The 15,784-nt window shown below is 39.1% G+C and carries 16 protein-coding genes and 2 tRNA genes; 11 read left to right on the top strand and 7 right to left on the bottom strand.

Annotated features, from left to right (window positions below; genetic code table 11):
• The first annotated feature begins 135 nt into the window (after positions 1–135).
• From IPF86_03325 to IPF86_03305, 5 genes are all read left to right on the top strand, one after another.
• Positions 136–206 (top strand) — tRNA-Gln (locus IPF86_03325).
• Positions 207–420: 214 nt separating this feature from the next.
• Positions 421–1,032 carry a hypothetical protein gene (locus IPF86_03320; GenBank protein QQR50084.1) on the top strand — a complete coding sequence of 204 codons (612 nt, stop codon included), beginning with the start codon at positions 421–423 and terminating at the stop codon, positions 1,030–1,032.
• Positions 1,033–1,084: 52 nt separating this feature from the next.
• Entirely contained in the window at positions 1,085–1,825 is a 741-nt protein-coding gene (locus IPF86_03315; protein ID QQR50083.1) for a hypothetical protein, read from the top strand.
• 1 nt (position 1,826) lies between these two features.
• Positions 1,827–2,111, top strand: coding sequence for a GIY-YIG nuclease family protein (locus IPF86_03310; GenBank protein QQR50082.1), 285 nt, complete (start codon positions 1,827–1,829; stop codon positions 2,109–2,111).
• 45 nt (positions 2,112–2,156) lie between these two features.
• Positions 2,157–2,840 (top strand): hypothetical protein, encoded by a 684-nt coding sequence (locus tag IPF86_03305; GenBank protein ID QQR50081.1) that lies wholly within the window; start codon positions 2,157–2,159, stop codon positions 2,838–2,840.
• Between the two features lie 32 nt (positions 2,841–2,872).
• Here the strand turns inward: IPF86_03305 and dnaX are convergent, their stop codons facing one another.
• From dnaX to serS, 4 genes are all read right to left on the bottom strand, one after another.
• Positions 2,873–3,907, bottom strand: coding sequence for a DNA polymerase III subunit gamma/tau (gene dnaX, locus IPF86_03300; GenBank protein QQR50080.1), 1,035 nt, complete (start codon positions 3,905–3,907; stop codon positions 2,873–2,875).
• Positions 3,908–4,090: 183 nt separating this feature from the next.
• The gene (locus tag IPF86_03295) at positions 4,091–5,101 is read right to left on the bottom strand and encodes a tRNA-dihydrouridine synthase (protein ID QQR50079.1); all 1,011 of its coding nucleotides are present in this window, start codon (positions 5,099–5,101) and stop codon (positions 4,091–4,093) included.
• A 1-nt stretch (position 5,102) separates the two neighbouring features.
• Entirely contained in the window at positions 5,103–5,993 is an 891-nt protein-coding gene (locus IPF86_03290) for an FtsQ-type POTRA domain-containing protein (GenBank protein ID QQR50078.1), read from the bottom strand.
• Between the two features lie 9 nt (positions 5,994–6,002).
• A complete protein-coding gene (gene serS, locus IPF86_03285) occupies positions 6,003–7,286 on the bottom strand; it encodes a serine--tRNA ligase (GenBank protein ID QQR50077.1) in 1,284 nt (427 codons plus the stop codon).
• A gap of 47 nt (positions 7,287–7,333) precedes the next feature.
• Between serS and dprA the strand changes: the two genes are divergently transcribed.
• Both dprA and topA read left to right on the top strand, forming a co-directional pair.
• Complete coding sequence (dprA, locus tag IPF86_03280; protein QQR50076.1) at positions 7,334–8,185, top strand: DNA-protecting protein DprA; 852 nt, start codon at positions 7,334–7,336, stop codon at positions 8,183–8,185.
• Between the two features lie 234 nt (positions 8,186–8,419).
• Positions 8,420–10,615 carry a type I DNA topoisomerase gene (topA, locus tag IPF86_03275; GenBank protein QQR50075.1) on the top strand — a complete coding sequence of 732 codons (2,196 nt, stop codon included), beginning with the start codon at positions 8,420–8,422 and terminating at the stop codon, positions 10,613–10,615.
• 40 nt (positions 10,616–10,655) lie between these two features.
• On the opposite strand, the gene IPF86_03270 is transcribed toward topA, so the two are convergent.
• Positions 10,656–11,081, bottom strand: coding sequence for a hypothetical protein (locus tag IPF86_03270; GenBank protein ID QQR50074.1), 426 nt, complete (start codon positions 11,079–11,081; stop codon positions 10,656–10,658).
• A gap of 132 nt (positions 11,082–11,213) precedes the next feature.
• Here IPF86_03270 and IPF86_03265 point away from each other — a divergent pair, with 132 nt between their 5' ends.
• Positions 11,214–12,710: a bifunctional (p)ppGpp synthetase/guanosine-3',5'-bis(diphosphate) 3'-pyrophosphohydrolase gene (locus IPF86_03265; GenBank protein ID QQR50073.1), complete on the top strand. Its 1,497-nt coding sequence runs from the start codon at positions 11,214–11,216 to the stop codon at positions 12,708–12,710.
• On the opposite strand, the gene IPF86_03260 is transcribed toward IPF86_03265, so the two are convergent.
• Complete coding sequence (locus IPF86_03260; GenBank protein ID QQR50072.1) at positions 12,707–13,756, bottom strand: ParB/RepB/Spo0J family partition protein; 1,050 nt, start codon at positions 13,754–13,756, stop codon at positions 12,707–12,709. The genes IPF86_03265 and IPF86_03260 overlap by 4 nt on opposite strands.
• A 92-nt stretch (positions 13,757–13,848) precedes the next feature.
• On the opposite strand from IPF86_03260, the gene IPF86_03255 reads away from it, so the two are divergent.
• The 3 genes from IPF86_03255 to miaA all read left to right on the top strand — a co-directional run bounded on the left by IPF86_03255 (position 13,849) and on the right by miaA (position 15,402).
• Positions 13,849–13,935: transfer RNA gene (locus IPF86_03255), tRNA-Leu, on the top strand.
• Positions 13,936–14,270: 335 nt separating this feature from the next.
• Positions 14,271–14,411, top strand: coding sequence for a hypothetical protein (locus IPF86_03250; protein QQR50071.1), 141 nt, complete (start codon positions 14,271–14,273; stop codon positions 14,409–14,411).
• Between the two features lie 112 nt (positions 14,412–14,523).
• On the top strand, positions 14,524–15,402 hold the full coding sequence (gene miaA, locus IPF86_03245) for a tRNA (adenosine(37)-N6)-dimethylallyltransferase MiaA (GenBank protein ID QQR50070.1): 879 nt from the start codon (positions 14,524–14,526) through the stop codon (positions 15,400–15,402).
• Here the strand turns inward: miaA and IPF86_03240 are convergent.
• A complete protein-coding gene (locus tag IPF86_03240; GenBank protein ID QQR50069.1) occupies positions 15,377–15,727 on the bottom strand; it encodes a hypothetical protein in 351 nt (116 codons plus the stop codon). The two genes, miaA and IPF86_03240, sit on opposite strands and share 26 nt — an antisense overlap.
• Positions 15,728–15,784 lie beyond the last annotated feature (57 nt).

The raw sequence follows: 15,784 nt of genomic DNA, 5'->3' as shown, positions 1-15,784 counted from the left end.
AATCACTATATGCAAAGGCAATGCAACCTTAGAGATACATCTATTTATTGTAAGAGAAAGAAAAATAGTGTATTCTCAATTCGTCAAGCAAATCTTCTGCCTACTACCACTCTATTGGCCCGAAGATACATACATTGGGGGATCGTCTAATGGTAGGACAGAGGCCTTTGAAGCCTTTAATCGGGGTTCGAATCCCTGTCCCCCAGCAATGGAAATTTGTATAGATACTTCTATTGCAAATTTGCATCGATGGGGCGGGTTGGGATTCGAAAGCCGGAGCACGACGGTGCGAGGCAGGGTCGCGAGATTTTTCAGTAGAAAAATACCTGTGACCGAATCCCTGTCCCCCAGCAAGTCAAGCGAAGCGTCATTTGCTTGTTGAGTTTACTAAGTTTAGTTTATTATTAATTACTCATACGCATGAACAAACAAAAAGGCCTCATTATTTCAATAATAATTGTAACAATTTTAGCGATTTGTTACGGAATATATATATACGACAAAAATAATATTCAACCTGCACAACTTGCTACTACTAATACACCTAATTTAAATAAATGTTTTGAGAATTCAAAATATTTTGCTATTCAAAAAAATTCAAATCTTGACGCTGGTTCAGATATTTTAGTAAAGTTTAAGACAGATGAAAATGAGAAATTTGAATGTTCATATACAGTAGGCACAAATGACTTTGAAGTGAAGAATGAGTATGCCGAATATTTTATGCTTTTCACTAATAATTTCCTTGTATTAGATAGCGGCACTGGCCCTGATCGAGGTTTAAAAATATATGACTTAAATTCTCGTAAAAAAGTGTACGAGGATTTATATAAAAAACCAGTTGTAGCAGAGGCAGATGTGCTTACCTACTGGAATCCAACAACTCTTCCAGTAACTCCAGAAAATTGTCCCGAAGCAAGTAGCTATATATCTGATGGTTTTGACGCAATAATACATACGAAAGTAAGCCTAGATTTGACTACTCTAATTAAAAAAGATTTGGCCGAATCACAATGTATTGCGACACAATAAACTGTTAAGCGAATCAAGATAAAAAGATTAATCTATTTGCTATACTATTCATATGAATAGATCGCATCTTATTGCTCTTGGCATCATTGCATTAGTTGGTATCGCATTGATTGTTTCGATTAAAAACGAAACAATCAACAAGCCTGATGCGACACATATTTCAGAATCACAAGAATATGTAACATATAAAATTTCAGAGTACGGATTAGAATTTATTTTTCCTAAAAGCTGGGGCTCTATTAGTCTCAATGAGGGTAACAAAAATTGTCCTGAGGAAGACACTTATCGTACAGCTGACACCTTGAATGTCTTTGACTTTGAATATGTATTTCCAGATGTACAACTTGAAAATTCAGAGAGTTTTATCCGCAGTGGCATTAGAATGTATGAGCTTGAACCACAAAACAAAAATGATTGTGGAGATGATTTTCTTTTGAAAATTGCCACAGGAGAAGTGGCCCCAGAAATACTTTCATCTTTCAGACTTTTTTCTATAACAACTCCATCTGGACTATCAGGAATACATAATCCCGAAGCTAGCAGACTCAATACCGAATCTCGAACACAATACACATTTTTCATCCCGAAAAACCAATCCACTGGTCTTACTGTACTTCAAGCATACATGAGTTTTATTCCCTATTTTGACTCACCAGAGCTTGAAGAATTGGAAAATAACTTCAGTGGTGATATGGAACAGTATATAAATAAAGGCATAACGGCAGTTCCTGTTAGAGCATTTGGAGATGATCTCAAGAAAATGGTTGAAAGTCTCACAATAAGCGGAAAATAAAATGAAAACTGCACACCAAGCATACTTCACCTACATTTTAAAATGCAGTGATGCTACTTTCTATATAGGGTCAACGAATAATCTTACCAAGAGGCTGTATGCCCATAATAATTTGAAATCTGGTGCTCATTATACAAAGATTAGACGGCCTGTCACATTACAATACAAGGAAGTCTTTGCGACATACAATGAAGCTCGCCATCGAGAAGCTGAATTAAAAAAATTAAGTCGAAAGGATAAGCTAACTATAATCAAAAATAACAAAATAAAATATACAATTGATTGACAAAATTTAAAATACAATGTAAATTGAAAAAAACAGGAGGTAAAAATGTACATTCCAAAAATCTACATATCGACTTTGACACTTTGGCCAAGAAAAATTCAACAAATCGAAGTAATACGAAAAGATGCAAAGCTTGACGGACTCCAACTTGTGCCTGCCAGAGGAATTCATTTTGATGTTTTGCGCAATTATCCCAAAGACCTAGTTGTAGCGTATAAGGGAAGTTTTAGAGATCCTAAGAAAAAATGGGACCTAATTGCGGATATTTTTTTCCGAAATCAAAATGAAGTTGACTACACACTTTATTTATTTGAATCATTTTTCCCTAATGCAATGAGAATAGACATTGCAACAGATCCAATAAGTCTCGTAGAAGTTTCACCGGTAAATGGAAATTTTGATTATTTTCTACATCATCCTCATGGACTTGTACTCGATACACAACACATTAAGGAATTCAAATGTACTCGCTACAAAAAAGAAGATTTCTTACATCAGGTACTGGGGAAAAGAATAACAAGAGTGCTTCATTTCCAAACCAGATCGTGGTCTGAACTATCATATTTTTTGAAAAATGAGCCGTGTGATCTGGAATATTATTTGCGCCTGATGATGAAAAGTAAAAAGGATGTTGTCATTGAGCTTCCTTTTTATTGGCTAATGCATAAGCCTGAAATATTACTCTCTAAAATAAAGGAGAGAATCCTCCAGGTAGCCACATCATCTTAAGCACGAATCTCAAGCACAAGTTGCTTGAGATTTTATTTTCCCTCAATAATTTCAACGAGTGCGAGCTCAAGAGGTAGATTTGGAATAAACGCGTATCGAAGTTTTTGAGACGTTGCCAGAAGCACTTCCAGGGACTTAGAGGTTATTGTATCAGGCTTATCTTTAATTAATTTTTCTAGAAATATCAGGTCGCTTTCCGAAACTGATTCTGCGAGCAATGGCTTCATACTAGGTGCATACCGAAGCACCAGTGCAAAGCGGAGCTTTGCAAGTATAAGTTTCAAATATATTTTAATATCAATATTAGCTTTCACTGCTTCTTGGATAGTTGCAAAGCCACCAGCAATATCTCTCGTTGCAAGCATTGTGATAAAGTCATTCACTAATTCACTCCGTGGCGCACCAGTTATCAATGCAACTTCTGCTTCATTAATTTTAGTATCTTTTGAGTAGCTGATTACTTTCTGCAGTATACCTAACGTATCACGAAATGACCCATCACCGAGTGTTGCAATAAGCCCAAGAGATCCATCAGCCAATGTATACCCTTCCTTCTTGGCAGTATTTTTCACTATTTCTTTGAGCATCGCTTCGTTCGGCTTTTTTAACGTAAACACTTGGCAGCGAGAAATAATCGTCTCAGGTACTTTCTCAATCTCTGTTGTTGCAAGCATAAACAAGGCATGCTGTGGCGGCTCTTCGAGTGTTTTCAGTAATGCATTAAATGCACCTTTCGAAAGCATGTGCACTTCATCAAGAATATAAATCTTATACTTTGAATCAAACGGTAGCGTCGATACGCCTTCACGAAGCTCGCGAATATCATCAACGCCATTATTGGACGCAGCATCGATTTCATAAATATCATTTTCATTGGTACCGAGCTCTTTTGCCAAGATTCTTGCAATCGTTGTCTTGCCGGTGCCTCGACCACCACAGAAGAGATAGGCATGAGCAATCTTGCCACTTTTTATCGAAGCAGATAGAACTTTTACAATATGTTCCTGCCCCATAACTTCATCAAATTTCTGTGGGCGATATTTACGATAGAGAGTCAGTTCTTGCATAGATAATGAGAGTATAGCGCATATGGGAATAAAACAAAAAAACTGATTATTTCAAATAGTTTTTAATAATGCATAAGAAGTGATAAAACAAAAACACCCCGCGATAGCGGGGTGTTTTTGCGAAACAACAAAAATGGTCGACAAAAAACATCTTTGCTTTTTCTTTTGACTCATCAGAATGCATTATAACAGATTCTTGTGCACAGCAAGAAAGTTATCCACAATCTTCTCTACATCATGGCTGTTTTTGGCTTCATCCATAAGCTGCATTCGAAACTCCTTAGCGCCTTCAAAACTTCCAATATAAGACTTGAAGTGTTTTTTCATAATCGCGAAACTTTTGATATCACCGAGTAATTCTTCAAAAAGTTTTGTATGTTCAACCATAACTAGCAATCGCTCTTCTAATAAAATACCTTGCACACTGTCTTGATTATTTCTCGATTGGGCAAACAACCATGGGTTGCCAAAAATTGCTCTCCCCAACATCACACCATCGCAATTGGTTTCAAATGCTTTTTGTTTTGCATCTTCAATATTTTTAACATCGCCGTTCCCAATAATGAGCGTCTCTGCCCCTATAGCATTTCTAATTTCTACAGCTTCTTTTACGTGTTCCCAACGCGCCGGCACACTCGACATTTCTTTGCGAGTCCGCGCATGAACAGTAATAGCAGCAAGATCGCAACGAAGTAGTTGGGGCAACCAATCATCGAGTATGACCTTGTTATAGCCAACCCTTGTTTTAACTGATACTGGTAGCGTTGGTGCCCCACGTTTCGCTGCAACAATAACAGCTTTAGCTTGTTCAGGATTTTGTATCATGGCTGCTCCGGATCCTTGTTTCTCAATAGATTTATCTGGACAACCCATATTGATGTCGATACCATCAAATCCAAGCTCCATACAGAGCCTTGCTGCACCTTCCATAACTTCAGGATTAGAACCAAAAAGCTGCGCAACTATTGGACGTTCATTATCACTAAAAATTAAATCTCTTTTCAATACTTCCCTGCCTTGACTCATGAGACCATCAGCAGAAACAAACTCAGTCCAAAAAACATCGGGGCCCCCATCGGGAGTACCATGATTAGAATATTTTGCAATTATACTTCGAAATGCTGCGTCCGTAACATCCGCCATAGGTGCAAGGGCAAAGAAGGGCTTGGGTAGACTATTCCAAAATGAAGCCATATTAGAATGAAGCGGTTGCAGGAGCAAATTTATAATAAATTTTATTCGTAAATCGTAGATCAATATATAATAAGCGATCACGATTATCCCGAACCTCACGCTTGAAATCAACAGATGATAATGCTGTAACTAAATTCTTATATATATCATCTAGTGTATTATCCTTTGTGAAAATAATTTTTGTGTTTGATTCTTGCTTATCTGAATTCTTGCTCAGTAAAATGCTATATGTACCATTTTCCTCGATTTCAAGTGCCTCACTCTCAAATCCTAATGTCAAAATTTGATCGGTAAAATGTACTAGTGATGCAAATGTGTCTTCTTCTAAGATATATGCACCAACGGGATTTGCGATCTCATTTGTGTCGAGTCCCCCATAAAATTTAAAATATGCGCCACCAGAAAAATATGGGGACGGAGAGAATATATACCCTGCATCATCGACAAAGTAACAAGAAGTATTTTCTTGTGAATCATTACTAAGTAGTGCACCACACCATAGGTATGTTCCTTTACGTTCTGTGATTGACACCTTGAGTTCGTGGAAAAAATGTTTCGTAATACTAACCATTTCAATTCTTGGAAAATCACGTAATATTGTATTTTCTAAGCTATGTGTTCCTACTAAAAAAATATTATTTTTAGGAAAAACAAAGATCATATTGCCATCAATACTTGCTTCAAGTAAACGATTAACTTCTCTTGTATCAACGACGCGATTTCCTTCAATTGTAATTGTTTCAATCCTCATAAATCGTGCATGGGTGGAATAAATAAGACCACCTAAAAACACGAGGGTTAAAAAAACTATCAATATACGCTTGCGGAATTTCAAGCGCCGTTCTCGTCGTACAATATGCGAGGGTTTTATTGGTGCTCGATTTATTTCCATGAGCTTTTCCTAGTGTGTAATGCTATCTTTCCCGAGATATAGTTTCAGGACATCTGGTACTTTGATTGATCCATCAGCTTGTTGGTAATTTTCCATAATTGCAATAAGAGTACGACCAATTGCAAATGCAGTAGCATCATTCATATGCACTGGCTCTACTTTCCCATCTATTCTTCGAACACGAGTATTTAACCTTCGTGCCTGATAACTTCCCATGAGATCTGCCGTTTGAGTTTCTCGATATTTATTTTGACCAGGAAGCCAAGTTTCTATATCCAGCTGACGATAATCTGGAGCACCCATATCACCAGTACAAATTAAAATAACTTGATATGGTAATTGAAGTTGCTGCATTAAATATTCTTGAATTGCAACAATAAAATCTTGTTCCACCATTGAACGTTCTGGTAGACAGAAGGTTTCCATTTCGATCTTATCAAATTGATGCATTCGCAATATGCCTTTTGTATCTTTTCCATAAGTCCCTGCCTCCCTTCGAAATGCTGTTGAGTAACCAACATAACGTTTTGGCAAATCCTTTTCCTCAATAATTTGGTCCATGTGTATTGGTCCAATTGTATGTTCAGCACTGCCAATAAGAAAAAGATCATCGCTTGGAATATAATACCGCTCATCTCTTGGTTCAAGTCGAGCCATACGATTAAAAACTGCAGGTTTTATAAACACAGGCGGAATGATCGGCATAAACGCCGTAATCGCGATATCAATATTTGCAGTACGTGCGATTTGCTCAAGAATTGTTTTATTGGTGAGTACAGAAAATGCATACTGAATTAACGCAAATTGCATCAACGCAAGATCACCTTTAAGATACGTAAATCTTGCACCAGCTACTTCCCCAGCAGTCTCATTATCGATTACGTCTAATGCTTTCCCAAGTTCAAAATGTTCCTTGGGAGTAAAATCAAAAACCTTAGGCTCTCCCCATTTTCTAATAACTACATTTCCGCTTTCATCTGGTCCGACAGGAGTATCAGGTGATGGTATATTTGGGATTAAAAGCATCATCGCCATAAATTCTTTATTGATAGCTTCAAATGCTGTTTCAATCTCTGTGGATTCTTCTTTTAATCTTTTCCCCTCTTCAATGTTTCGCTCTCCAGCGGCCAGGTTTCTTTTTTGATTTAGCTCATCCAGTTGAGTTCTCTTTGCTTGGCGTTCATCGTATAAAACGAAAAGTCGATCAAGGTCAATAGGCGCCTTAATATTCTTATTCTTTATAGCTGCTGTGACAATATCTTTATTCTCTTTTATAAACTTGATATCTAGCATGGCTCGAGTATACAAAAAAATGCTAAAATGGACAAATGTCATAGCGTATGAAACTTCTAGAGGAAAACGAGATACCTAAGCAGCTTCTTGAAATCCCTCAACCACCAAAGAAGCTCTATTGCATCGGGACCCTACCCAAACCTGGATCCGTATACTTAACTATTGTCGGTTCACGAAAACATACAAGTTACGGCAGAGATGTGTGTGAAAAATTAATTGAAGGATTACGAGGATACCCTATCGTCATTGTATCAGGACTAGCACTTGGCATTGATAGTATTGCACACCGTAAGGCCATAGATAGTGGTCTTACGACTGTAGCCTTCCCGGGCTCTGGACTTAATCCAAAAAATCTATATCCGGCGAGTAATCGTGCATTGGCTGAAAAAATAGTCACTTCGGGTGGTGCGCTCATTTCGGAATTTGAACCAGACACCAAAGCAGCGATGTGGACATTCCCAAAGCGCAACCGCTTAATGGCTGGTATTGCCAAAGCGGTACTTATTATTGAGGCGCAAGAAAAATCCGGCACCCTTATTACCTCTAAGCTTGCCACCGAATATAACCGTGATATCGGCGCTGTGCCTGGGTCAATTTTTTCAGAACTTTCTGCTGGAACTCATATGCTCATCCGACTTGGCGCCACCCCTATAACAAATGCTTCACAGCTTTTGGAATTGCTTGGGTTTGAACCTACGGAAAATGCAGATGTCTCACGAGAGCTCATTGATTGCTCTATAGAAGAATTACAAATATTAGACCTTCTGCGCGAACCAATACCAAAAGATGAACTTTTAAGACTACTTGAAAAGCCAATTCACGAAGCCAATGCAACTATCTCAATACTTGAAATCAAAGGACTTATCAAAGAAGAACTCGGTGAAATCCGCAGGTGCTAAATAGTATATTGCAGAAAATGGTATACTTATCTTAGATAGCTCTATGATGTGCTAGTTCAGATTTGTCTTTATCCCGGATTCGAGCACAAAGTGCTAATCACGTCGGATACTGAGCATGGATGAAACACAACACCCCTGAATGATACATGAAAAGATGAGCGTCTCCACCGATAAGCAGTTATCGGTGGTTTTTATTTGCTTTAAAAAAGAAACTATAGTATTAGTTAAGGTCATATGAAACTATTAATTGTCGAATCCCCTTCAAAAGCCAAGACAATAGAAAAATATTTAGGCGGCAGCTATACAGTGCGTGCTTCAGTTGGACATATTCGTGACCTGCCAAAATCAAATAAGAAAGCAATCAATATCGAAGCTGGCTTTGTACCCAACTATGAAATTTCAAAAGGTAAAGAAAAAATTGTTAACGAACTTCGCAGTCTGGCACATACTGCCAAAGAAATCATGCTTGCAACTGATCCGGACCGCGAAGGTGAAGCCATCTCATGGCATATCGGAGAGTTATTGCATGAAGATAAGAAAGTAAAAGCACCAATACAGCGAGTCGCGTTCCACGAAATAACAAAAGAAGCGATTGAAGAGGCATTACTACATCCACGAAAAATTGATGGCAACTTAGTCAAAGCCCAAGAAGCACGCCGAGTACTTGATCGACTGGTTGGGTATGATTTGTCAGGTCTTATCTGGAAAAAAGTCCGCTATGGACTTTCTGCGGGACGCGTCCAATCACCTGCGCTCCGTATCATTATGGAACGCGAACGCGAAATTAGAGCATTTATCCCAGAGAAATATTGGACACTGCAAGGCATTTTCGAAACAAAGAAAAAGGACATGCTTACACTCATTTGTAGCGTTGAGCCACGAGATGAAAAAGTAGTAGAAAAAATACTAAAAGAAGGCAAAGCTGGCACATGGAAAGTAAGTGGTGTAAAAGCCTCTGAACAGAAACGTTCACCTCGAGCACCATTTACTACATCTACACTACAACAGACTGCAAGTACACGTCTTGGTTTTTCACCATCACGTACCATGCAAGTTGCCCAGAAACTCTATGAGGCTGGTCATATTACCTATATGCGTACCGACAGTACAAACTTGGCACAAACTGCCCAATCACAAATCACAGATATTATTGTGAAAAAATATGGCAAAGAATATCTAGAAGTTAGAACCTACAAAACAAAAAGTAAAAATGCGCAGGAGGCACATGAGGCAATCCGACCAACACATCCGGAACATATGAGCGAAGGCGCCAATGACGAGCAAGGCAAATTGTATAAACTCATTTGGGAGAGAACTATTTCTTCACAGATGACTGACGCCAAACTTTTGAAGACTAAAATTTCTGCAATGGTAGATGGTAACGATACGATTCCTGAATTCTCTGCCAATGGGTCTCGAGTGCTTTTCCCTGGCTGGCTTATAGCTGATGTTGCATCACGAGGTGATGACGTAGAACTACCAGAAGTGCATGAGGGGGAAATACTCAAGCTCACAGATTTAACGAGCAAAGAAAAAGCGACCGAGCCACCCAACCGCTACACTGAAGCAGGACTCGTCAAAGAGCTCGAAGCTCGAGGCATCGGTCGACCGTCAACCTATGCATCAATCATGCGCACACTCGAAGAGCGCGGGTACGTTACCAAAGAAGGCCGAACACTTTTCCCTACCGATACAGGCGATGTCGTATCAAGTTTTCTTGAGAAAAACTTCGAACACTATATAAGCGATACTTTTACAGCCGAACTCGAAGATGAACTCGATGAAATTTCTCGGGGTGAACGCGAATATGTAAAAACTCTTAAAGATTTTTATGGTCCATTTACCAAAGAAGTGAAGTCCAAAGAAAAAATGGATAAACTAACAACACTTGGTGATGCACCAGAAGAATTTAAATGCCCGACATGCAACGCTGATATGATTATCAAACTCGGTAAGAATGGCAAGTTCATGTCTTGTTCGCGCTATCCTGATTGCGAAGGAGCACGAACTATTGAAGGCAAGGTTATGGAGGGACCAAAAGAAACTGGAGAAATGTGCCCACTTTGCGGGGAGAAGCAAGGCGGCAAATTAGTAACACGCGAAGGTCGCTTCGGTATGTTTGTCTCCTGTTCAAGATATCCAAAATGTAAATTCATAAAGGAGGACGAAGAAGAGAGGAAAAAAAAGATGACTGGTGTTGCTTGCCCAACGTGCAAGAAAGGTGAAATGATGGAGCGCCGGGGCAGATTTGGGATATTTTATTCATGCTCAAATTATCCAGATTGCAAAAATGCCATCAAAGCCAAACCAACTGGTAATATTTGCACTATGTGTGACTCTCTCATGATGGAAGGCACCAAAACGATTCCAGAACGATGCAGTAATACTAAGTGTCCCAACCATAGACCCGATAAACTTAATAAAAAATAGAAAAGTTCCCATGTGGGAACTTTTTTTATATTGTTTTGTATTACCCAGGTCGATACTTGACCCATGATTTATACTGCATCCTTTTTGATTGATGTATCCAATCTTTTATATCAAAATATAAAAAGACAAAATCTATACCAAAAATAAGCCATGGAAGGTTGTGATTAAGGCTGAGAATATGTCTGAAGAAGCACCCCACACTTAGTGCAACTAAAATAATAACGACATCAAAAATAAATATACAGATGTCAACAAAAATATCATGTTCTTCTGTAAATGTCGGTGCAAACATTTTCCTTGAAATGGAAGCAAAGACAACCATGCCAATTAAAAGTGCTACCCAATACAAAAGGCGTGAGAAAGGAAAATACACGTACATAAAAATTCCAAAAAGAAGAAAGAGTACTCTCATGGCAGAAGCGATTCTTCCTTCGTTTCTTTTAACCGTCACGTAGAATTTTTTCATAGGATTTCCCTCCTTCGGAAAAGATTTTATGAAAGAATGTTATCTTTCCAAATCCTAGCGAATATTGTCAAATTGTCAAATGTACAATGAGCAGTAGACCAACGTGCCATGCGTTCGCTATACTATACACGCATGAAAACTACTACCTATAAAATACAAAAGCCCCATATCCGTCTCCTCACTCAAAAGCTTGAACTTACTGATCACAAGGATCGCGAACTTATAACCAAAGCATATCACTTCGCTGAGTTTGCCCACGAAGGTCAGAAGCGTGCTTCTGGCGAGCCATACTTCAACCATGTTTTTGCCACAGGGCTTACGCTTGCAGAACTCGGCATGAGTCCGACAGTAGTCGCTGCAGGATTGCTTCACGACACGATTGAAGACACCCAAGCAACCGAAGCAGATATTGACCGGGAATTCGGTAAAGAAATTTTATTCCTCGTCAACGGTGTTACAAAACTTGGTAAAGTAAAGTACCGCGGCATTGAACGTAATGTTGAAAATCTACGCAAATTTTTTATTTCGATGGCAGAAGACTTACGAGTAATTGTTATCAAACTTGCTGACCGACTACATAATGTACGAACACTGGAATATGTTCGCCCCGACAAACGAGAGCGTATCGCGCTTGAAACACTTGAGATTTATGCACCTTTAGCAAATCGCTTGGGTATAGGTAAATTGAAAGGCTGGCTTGAAGACGCAGCATTTCCATATGCATATCCAAAAGAATTCGAACAAGTTACCGCGCTTTTAGGTGAGCAATCTAGAATCAGCGAGAAATACATGCTTGAAGTTGAGCGAGCATTGAAGCGTGAACTTAGAAAGCTTGAGGTATCTGCCATTACGATTGATCATCGACTTAAACATTTGTACTCTCTGTACAAGAAACTCAAGAAATACGACATGGATATAGATAAGATATATGACATTATGGCGCTTCGAATAATTGTTAGTGATATTGAAGAATGCTATCGAGTATTGGGTGTCGTACACGGCCTCTGGAAGCCTCTACCGGGACGTATCAAGGATTATATTGCAACACCAAAACCAAATGGATACAAAAGTCTCCATACCACTATCTTTACTGGCACCGGCGGTGTTGTGGAAATACAAATTAGGACACAAGCAATGCATGCACAAGCCGAATACGGTATTGCTTCGCATTTTACCTACAAAGAAAAGTTACCCGTATCTCGAACTAAAAAGAAACTAACAAAACAATATGCTTGGGTAGAAGAACTCCGAGAAGCTCAACGTGAAATTGCGAATACGAACAAATTTGTTGAAACACTTAAAATGGACTTCTTCAAAGATCGAGTTTTTGTCTTTACCCCAAATGGTGACATTATTGATTTGCCCGAAGATTCAAGTGTGATTGATTTTGCCTATGCGGTACATACTGATATTGGCGATCATGCAAGTGGTGCGCATATCAATGGCAAGTTCAATGCCATTGCAACAAAGCTTAAAAATAGCGACATCGTCGAAATAATTGTAAAAAAAGAAACTGTACCATCGAGTAAGTGGCTTACGTTTGCAAAAACAACCCTCGCACGAAATAAAATACAAAAGTACCTCAAAGAGCACAGCCTACTTTCCAAGTTTTTATCATTTGGACGTTAAATAGAGAAATTCTTGATACTGTAGAGATCAGCATCATCCTCGGTTTTTTCTGTAGTTCCTCGATCATCGACAAGTTCGATAGACTCGGCTGCTAATGCGTCAGTCAAAGGCGTTTCTATTGATTCTGATTCAGGTGTTGGGTTTTCCTCTAATTTAATTTCTGGTGGTATTTCTTTGCCGGCAGCAATAAATTTCTCGAGCATGGCATTTTTGTCTTTGATTTCTTCTGCATGAATCATGCCGAGTATTGTCCTCAAGTCATCGTTAGTAAAGAAATCAATCGTAATATGTCCGCCATTTTCTTTACGTTCGATATGAACTCGAGTACCCAACGCTTCTTCGAGCCTGGTTTCGATTTCAGATATTTCTGGATCAGGCAGATATTCTTTATTGCGAATTTTATTAACCGCAACCCGCCGTGCCGCTCGTTCTGCCTCGCGAACCGTCATTTTCTTGTAGACTATTTCTTTAAATAGTACCATCTGCTCTTCTGGCTTGTCTGAAAGCATAAGCAGTGGACGTGTATGACCTTCACTGATTTTACCTTGAGAAAGCGCCTCAAGAATTTCTTGCGGTAATGCCAATAAACGCATCGTATTCGAGACATATTCACGACTCTTGCCTACTTTCTGGCCAATCTGGCCATGGGTAAATTTGAATTCATCTTGAAGTCTAAGAAACGCACGTGACCGATCGACAGCGTTGAGATCTTCGCGCTGCAGGTTCTCAATGATCGCAAGCTCAAGCTTTGCCATTGAGTCATCACCGGTACGAATAATGACGGGCACCTGTGGTAGTCCTGCGAGCTTTGATGCTCGCAGTCGACGTTCACCAGCGATAAGTTCGTATTCGGTTGTGAGACCTCCTTCAGGCGTTTCTTTCTCTGTACGTGAGACAACAAGTGGTTGGAGTACACCGTACTGACGAATAGAGTCCGCCAAGTCACGAAGTGGACCTTCTTCGAATTCGCGACGGGGTTGGAATGGGTTCGGCAGAATCTTTTCTACATCAATAAAAAAAATCGCCTTTTCGTATGATCCTTGCATGGAGAGAGTATAGCTTATTTTTGCAACTCATAAAAGAGCAGTTTTATTATTTGCGAAAAAGTGTATTAGCGTATAAGCTAGTTTAAGTATATGCCCAGATGGCGGAATTGGTAGACGCAAAGGACTCAAAATCCTTCGATGGCAACATCATGAGAGTTCGATTCTCTCTCTGGGCACCATTATAAAAACACTTCTTTTTGAAGTGTTTTTATAATGGTCAAGAGAATCGAAAGCCGGAGCGTGGCGACACGAGGCGGGGTCGCGAGATTTTTCAGTAGAAAAATACTCGTGACCGATTCTCTCTCTGGGCACAAAATAAGCATAGCGTTTTTTGTGTCCTGAGAACGAGCAAACTGCTTTGCTCCTGTAGAGAATCGAACAGCGGAGTCTCATTTTTGAAGCTTCAAAAATAGACGAGCTGGTGCCCAGACCGAGTCTTGTGACGACAAAACGAGAGTCGCGGGGGATTGTCTCTGGGCACAACAAAAAGCCCCCCGATAAAGATCAGGGGGCAATGTTCGAGATACTGTTGTTTTTAGTACAACAGCAACCATACGCAACCTCTGGTGGAGGTGGTAAGGCATTGATTGCTGTGGCACTTTCAAAAAAACCGGGGGCAACAACAGCATTGGCAACAAATAAAGGAAGTGTATGAAACTTCCTATTTTGATCTGCATGCTGGATACAATTTGATTCGAATAAAGCCTATCATACCTATCTAAATTTGTCAAGTATCCAACTATATTACGAAAGACTATACTCCGAGTGTGAAAAAACCCAAAGTTATAGTCATCGTCGGAGCAACAACTACTGGCAAAAGTGCATTTGCAGTTACACTCGCCAAGAATATCAAAGGTGAGATTATTTCTGCGGATTCGAGACAGGTATATAGAGGACTCAATCTCCTTTCGGGTAAAATCACTAAAAAAGAGATGCGGGGTATCCCCCATCATATGCTCGATATTGTTAGTCCCAAGAAATCATATACAGTCGCGGATTTCAAAAAGACTGGAGAAAAAATAATACAAGATATTTTAAGTAGGGACAAAACACCGATCATTGTGGGAGGTACCGGATTTTATATTGATGCACTCGTCTCAGGCAATGTCTTGCCAGAGGTCCCACCAAACCAAGTATTGCGCAAAAAGCTAACTTTAAATTCTGCTGAGAAAAATTTTGTACTATTGAAAAAGCTTGACCCCAACCGTGCGAAAACAATAGATAGACATAATAATGTTCGAATTATACGAGCAATTGAAATTGTGCAAGCTGTTGGCAAAGTACCACCTTTGAAACATGGACTGTCCAAATATGAAACAACATGGATTGGACTTAATGTACCAGATGAACTTCTAAAGAAAAAAATCCATATCAGACTTCAAAACCGATTAAAAAGTGGCATGCTACGTGAAGCAAAGAAACTCCATGAGAGTGGTGTATCTTGGAAACGCATGCATGAGCTAGGCTTGGAAGTACGCTATACTGCACTATATTTGCAGGGCAAGATAAACAAAAAAGAAATGCTGGAGAAACTTGAGCAAGAAATCTGGCAGTATGCCAAGCGGCAAAAGACTTGGTTTAAGAGGAACAAAGAGATTGATTGGATTGATCCAAGAAAATTTAAAATTGCTGAATATAAAATTTGAGCGATGGAAAATGGGACTTGTATTTTGTAGTCAGTACATTTATTTCTTCTTGTTTTGACTGATATTGAAATTCATCAAGGTAGCAACCATCTGGATGATTATAGTTTTGATGTTTTCCCCAAGTCTGATGGTATGTCCCGCCCATGTTTTTACAGAGAATACTATACTTACTGATCTGGATGATAATCCATATGAGTATGGTAAAAAATGCAACTAATAAAATAAGGCAAAATACGTAGCGAATTTTTTGCCAGGTTGTTGGATTCTGATAATACCAAGGAATATTCTTAGGATTTATTTTTTTATTTATTTCGTCTAAATTCATTTTATTCTGAGGGCGATGAGGGAATCGGTCACAGATAATTTTCTTCGAAAATTTCCG

This window comes from Candidatus Nomurabacteria bacterium (assembly GCA_016699085.1).
Classification (GTDB): Bacteria; Patescibacteriota; Minisyncoccia; order Phycocordibacterales; family UBA9973; genus CAZLWF01.
Note: the sequence above shows the minus strand (reverse complement) of the source record. Positions and strands in the feature narration are given on the sequence as shown.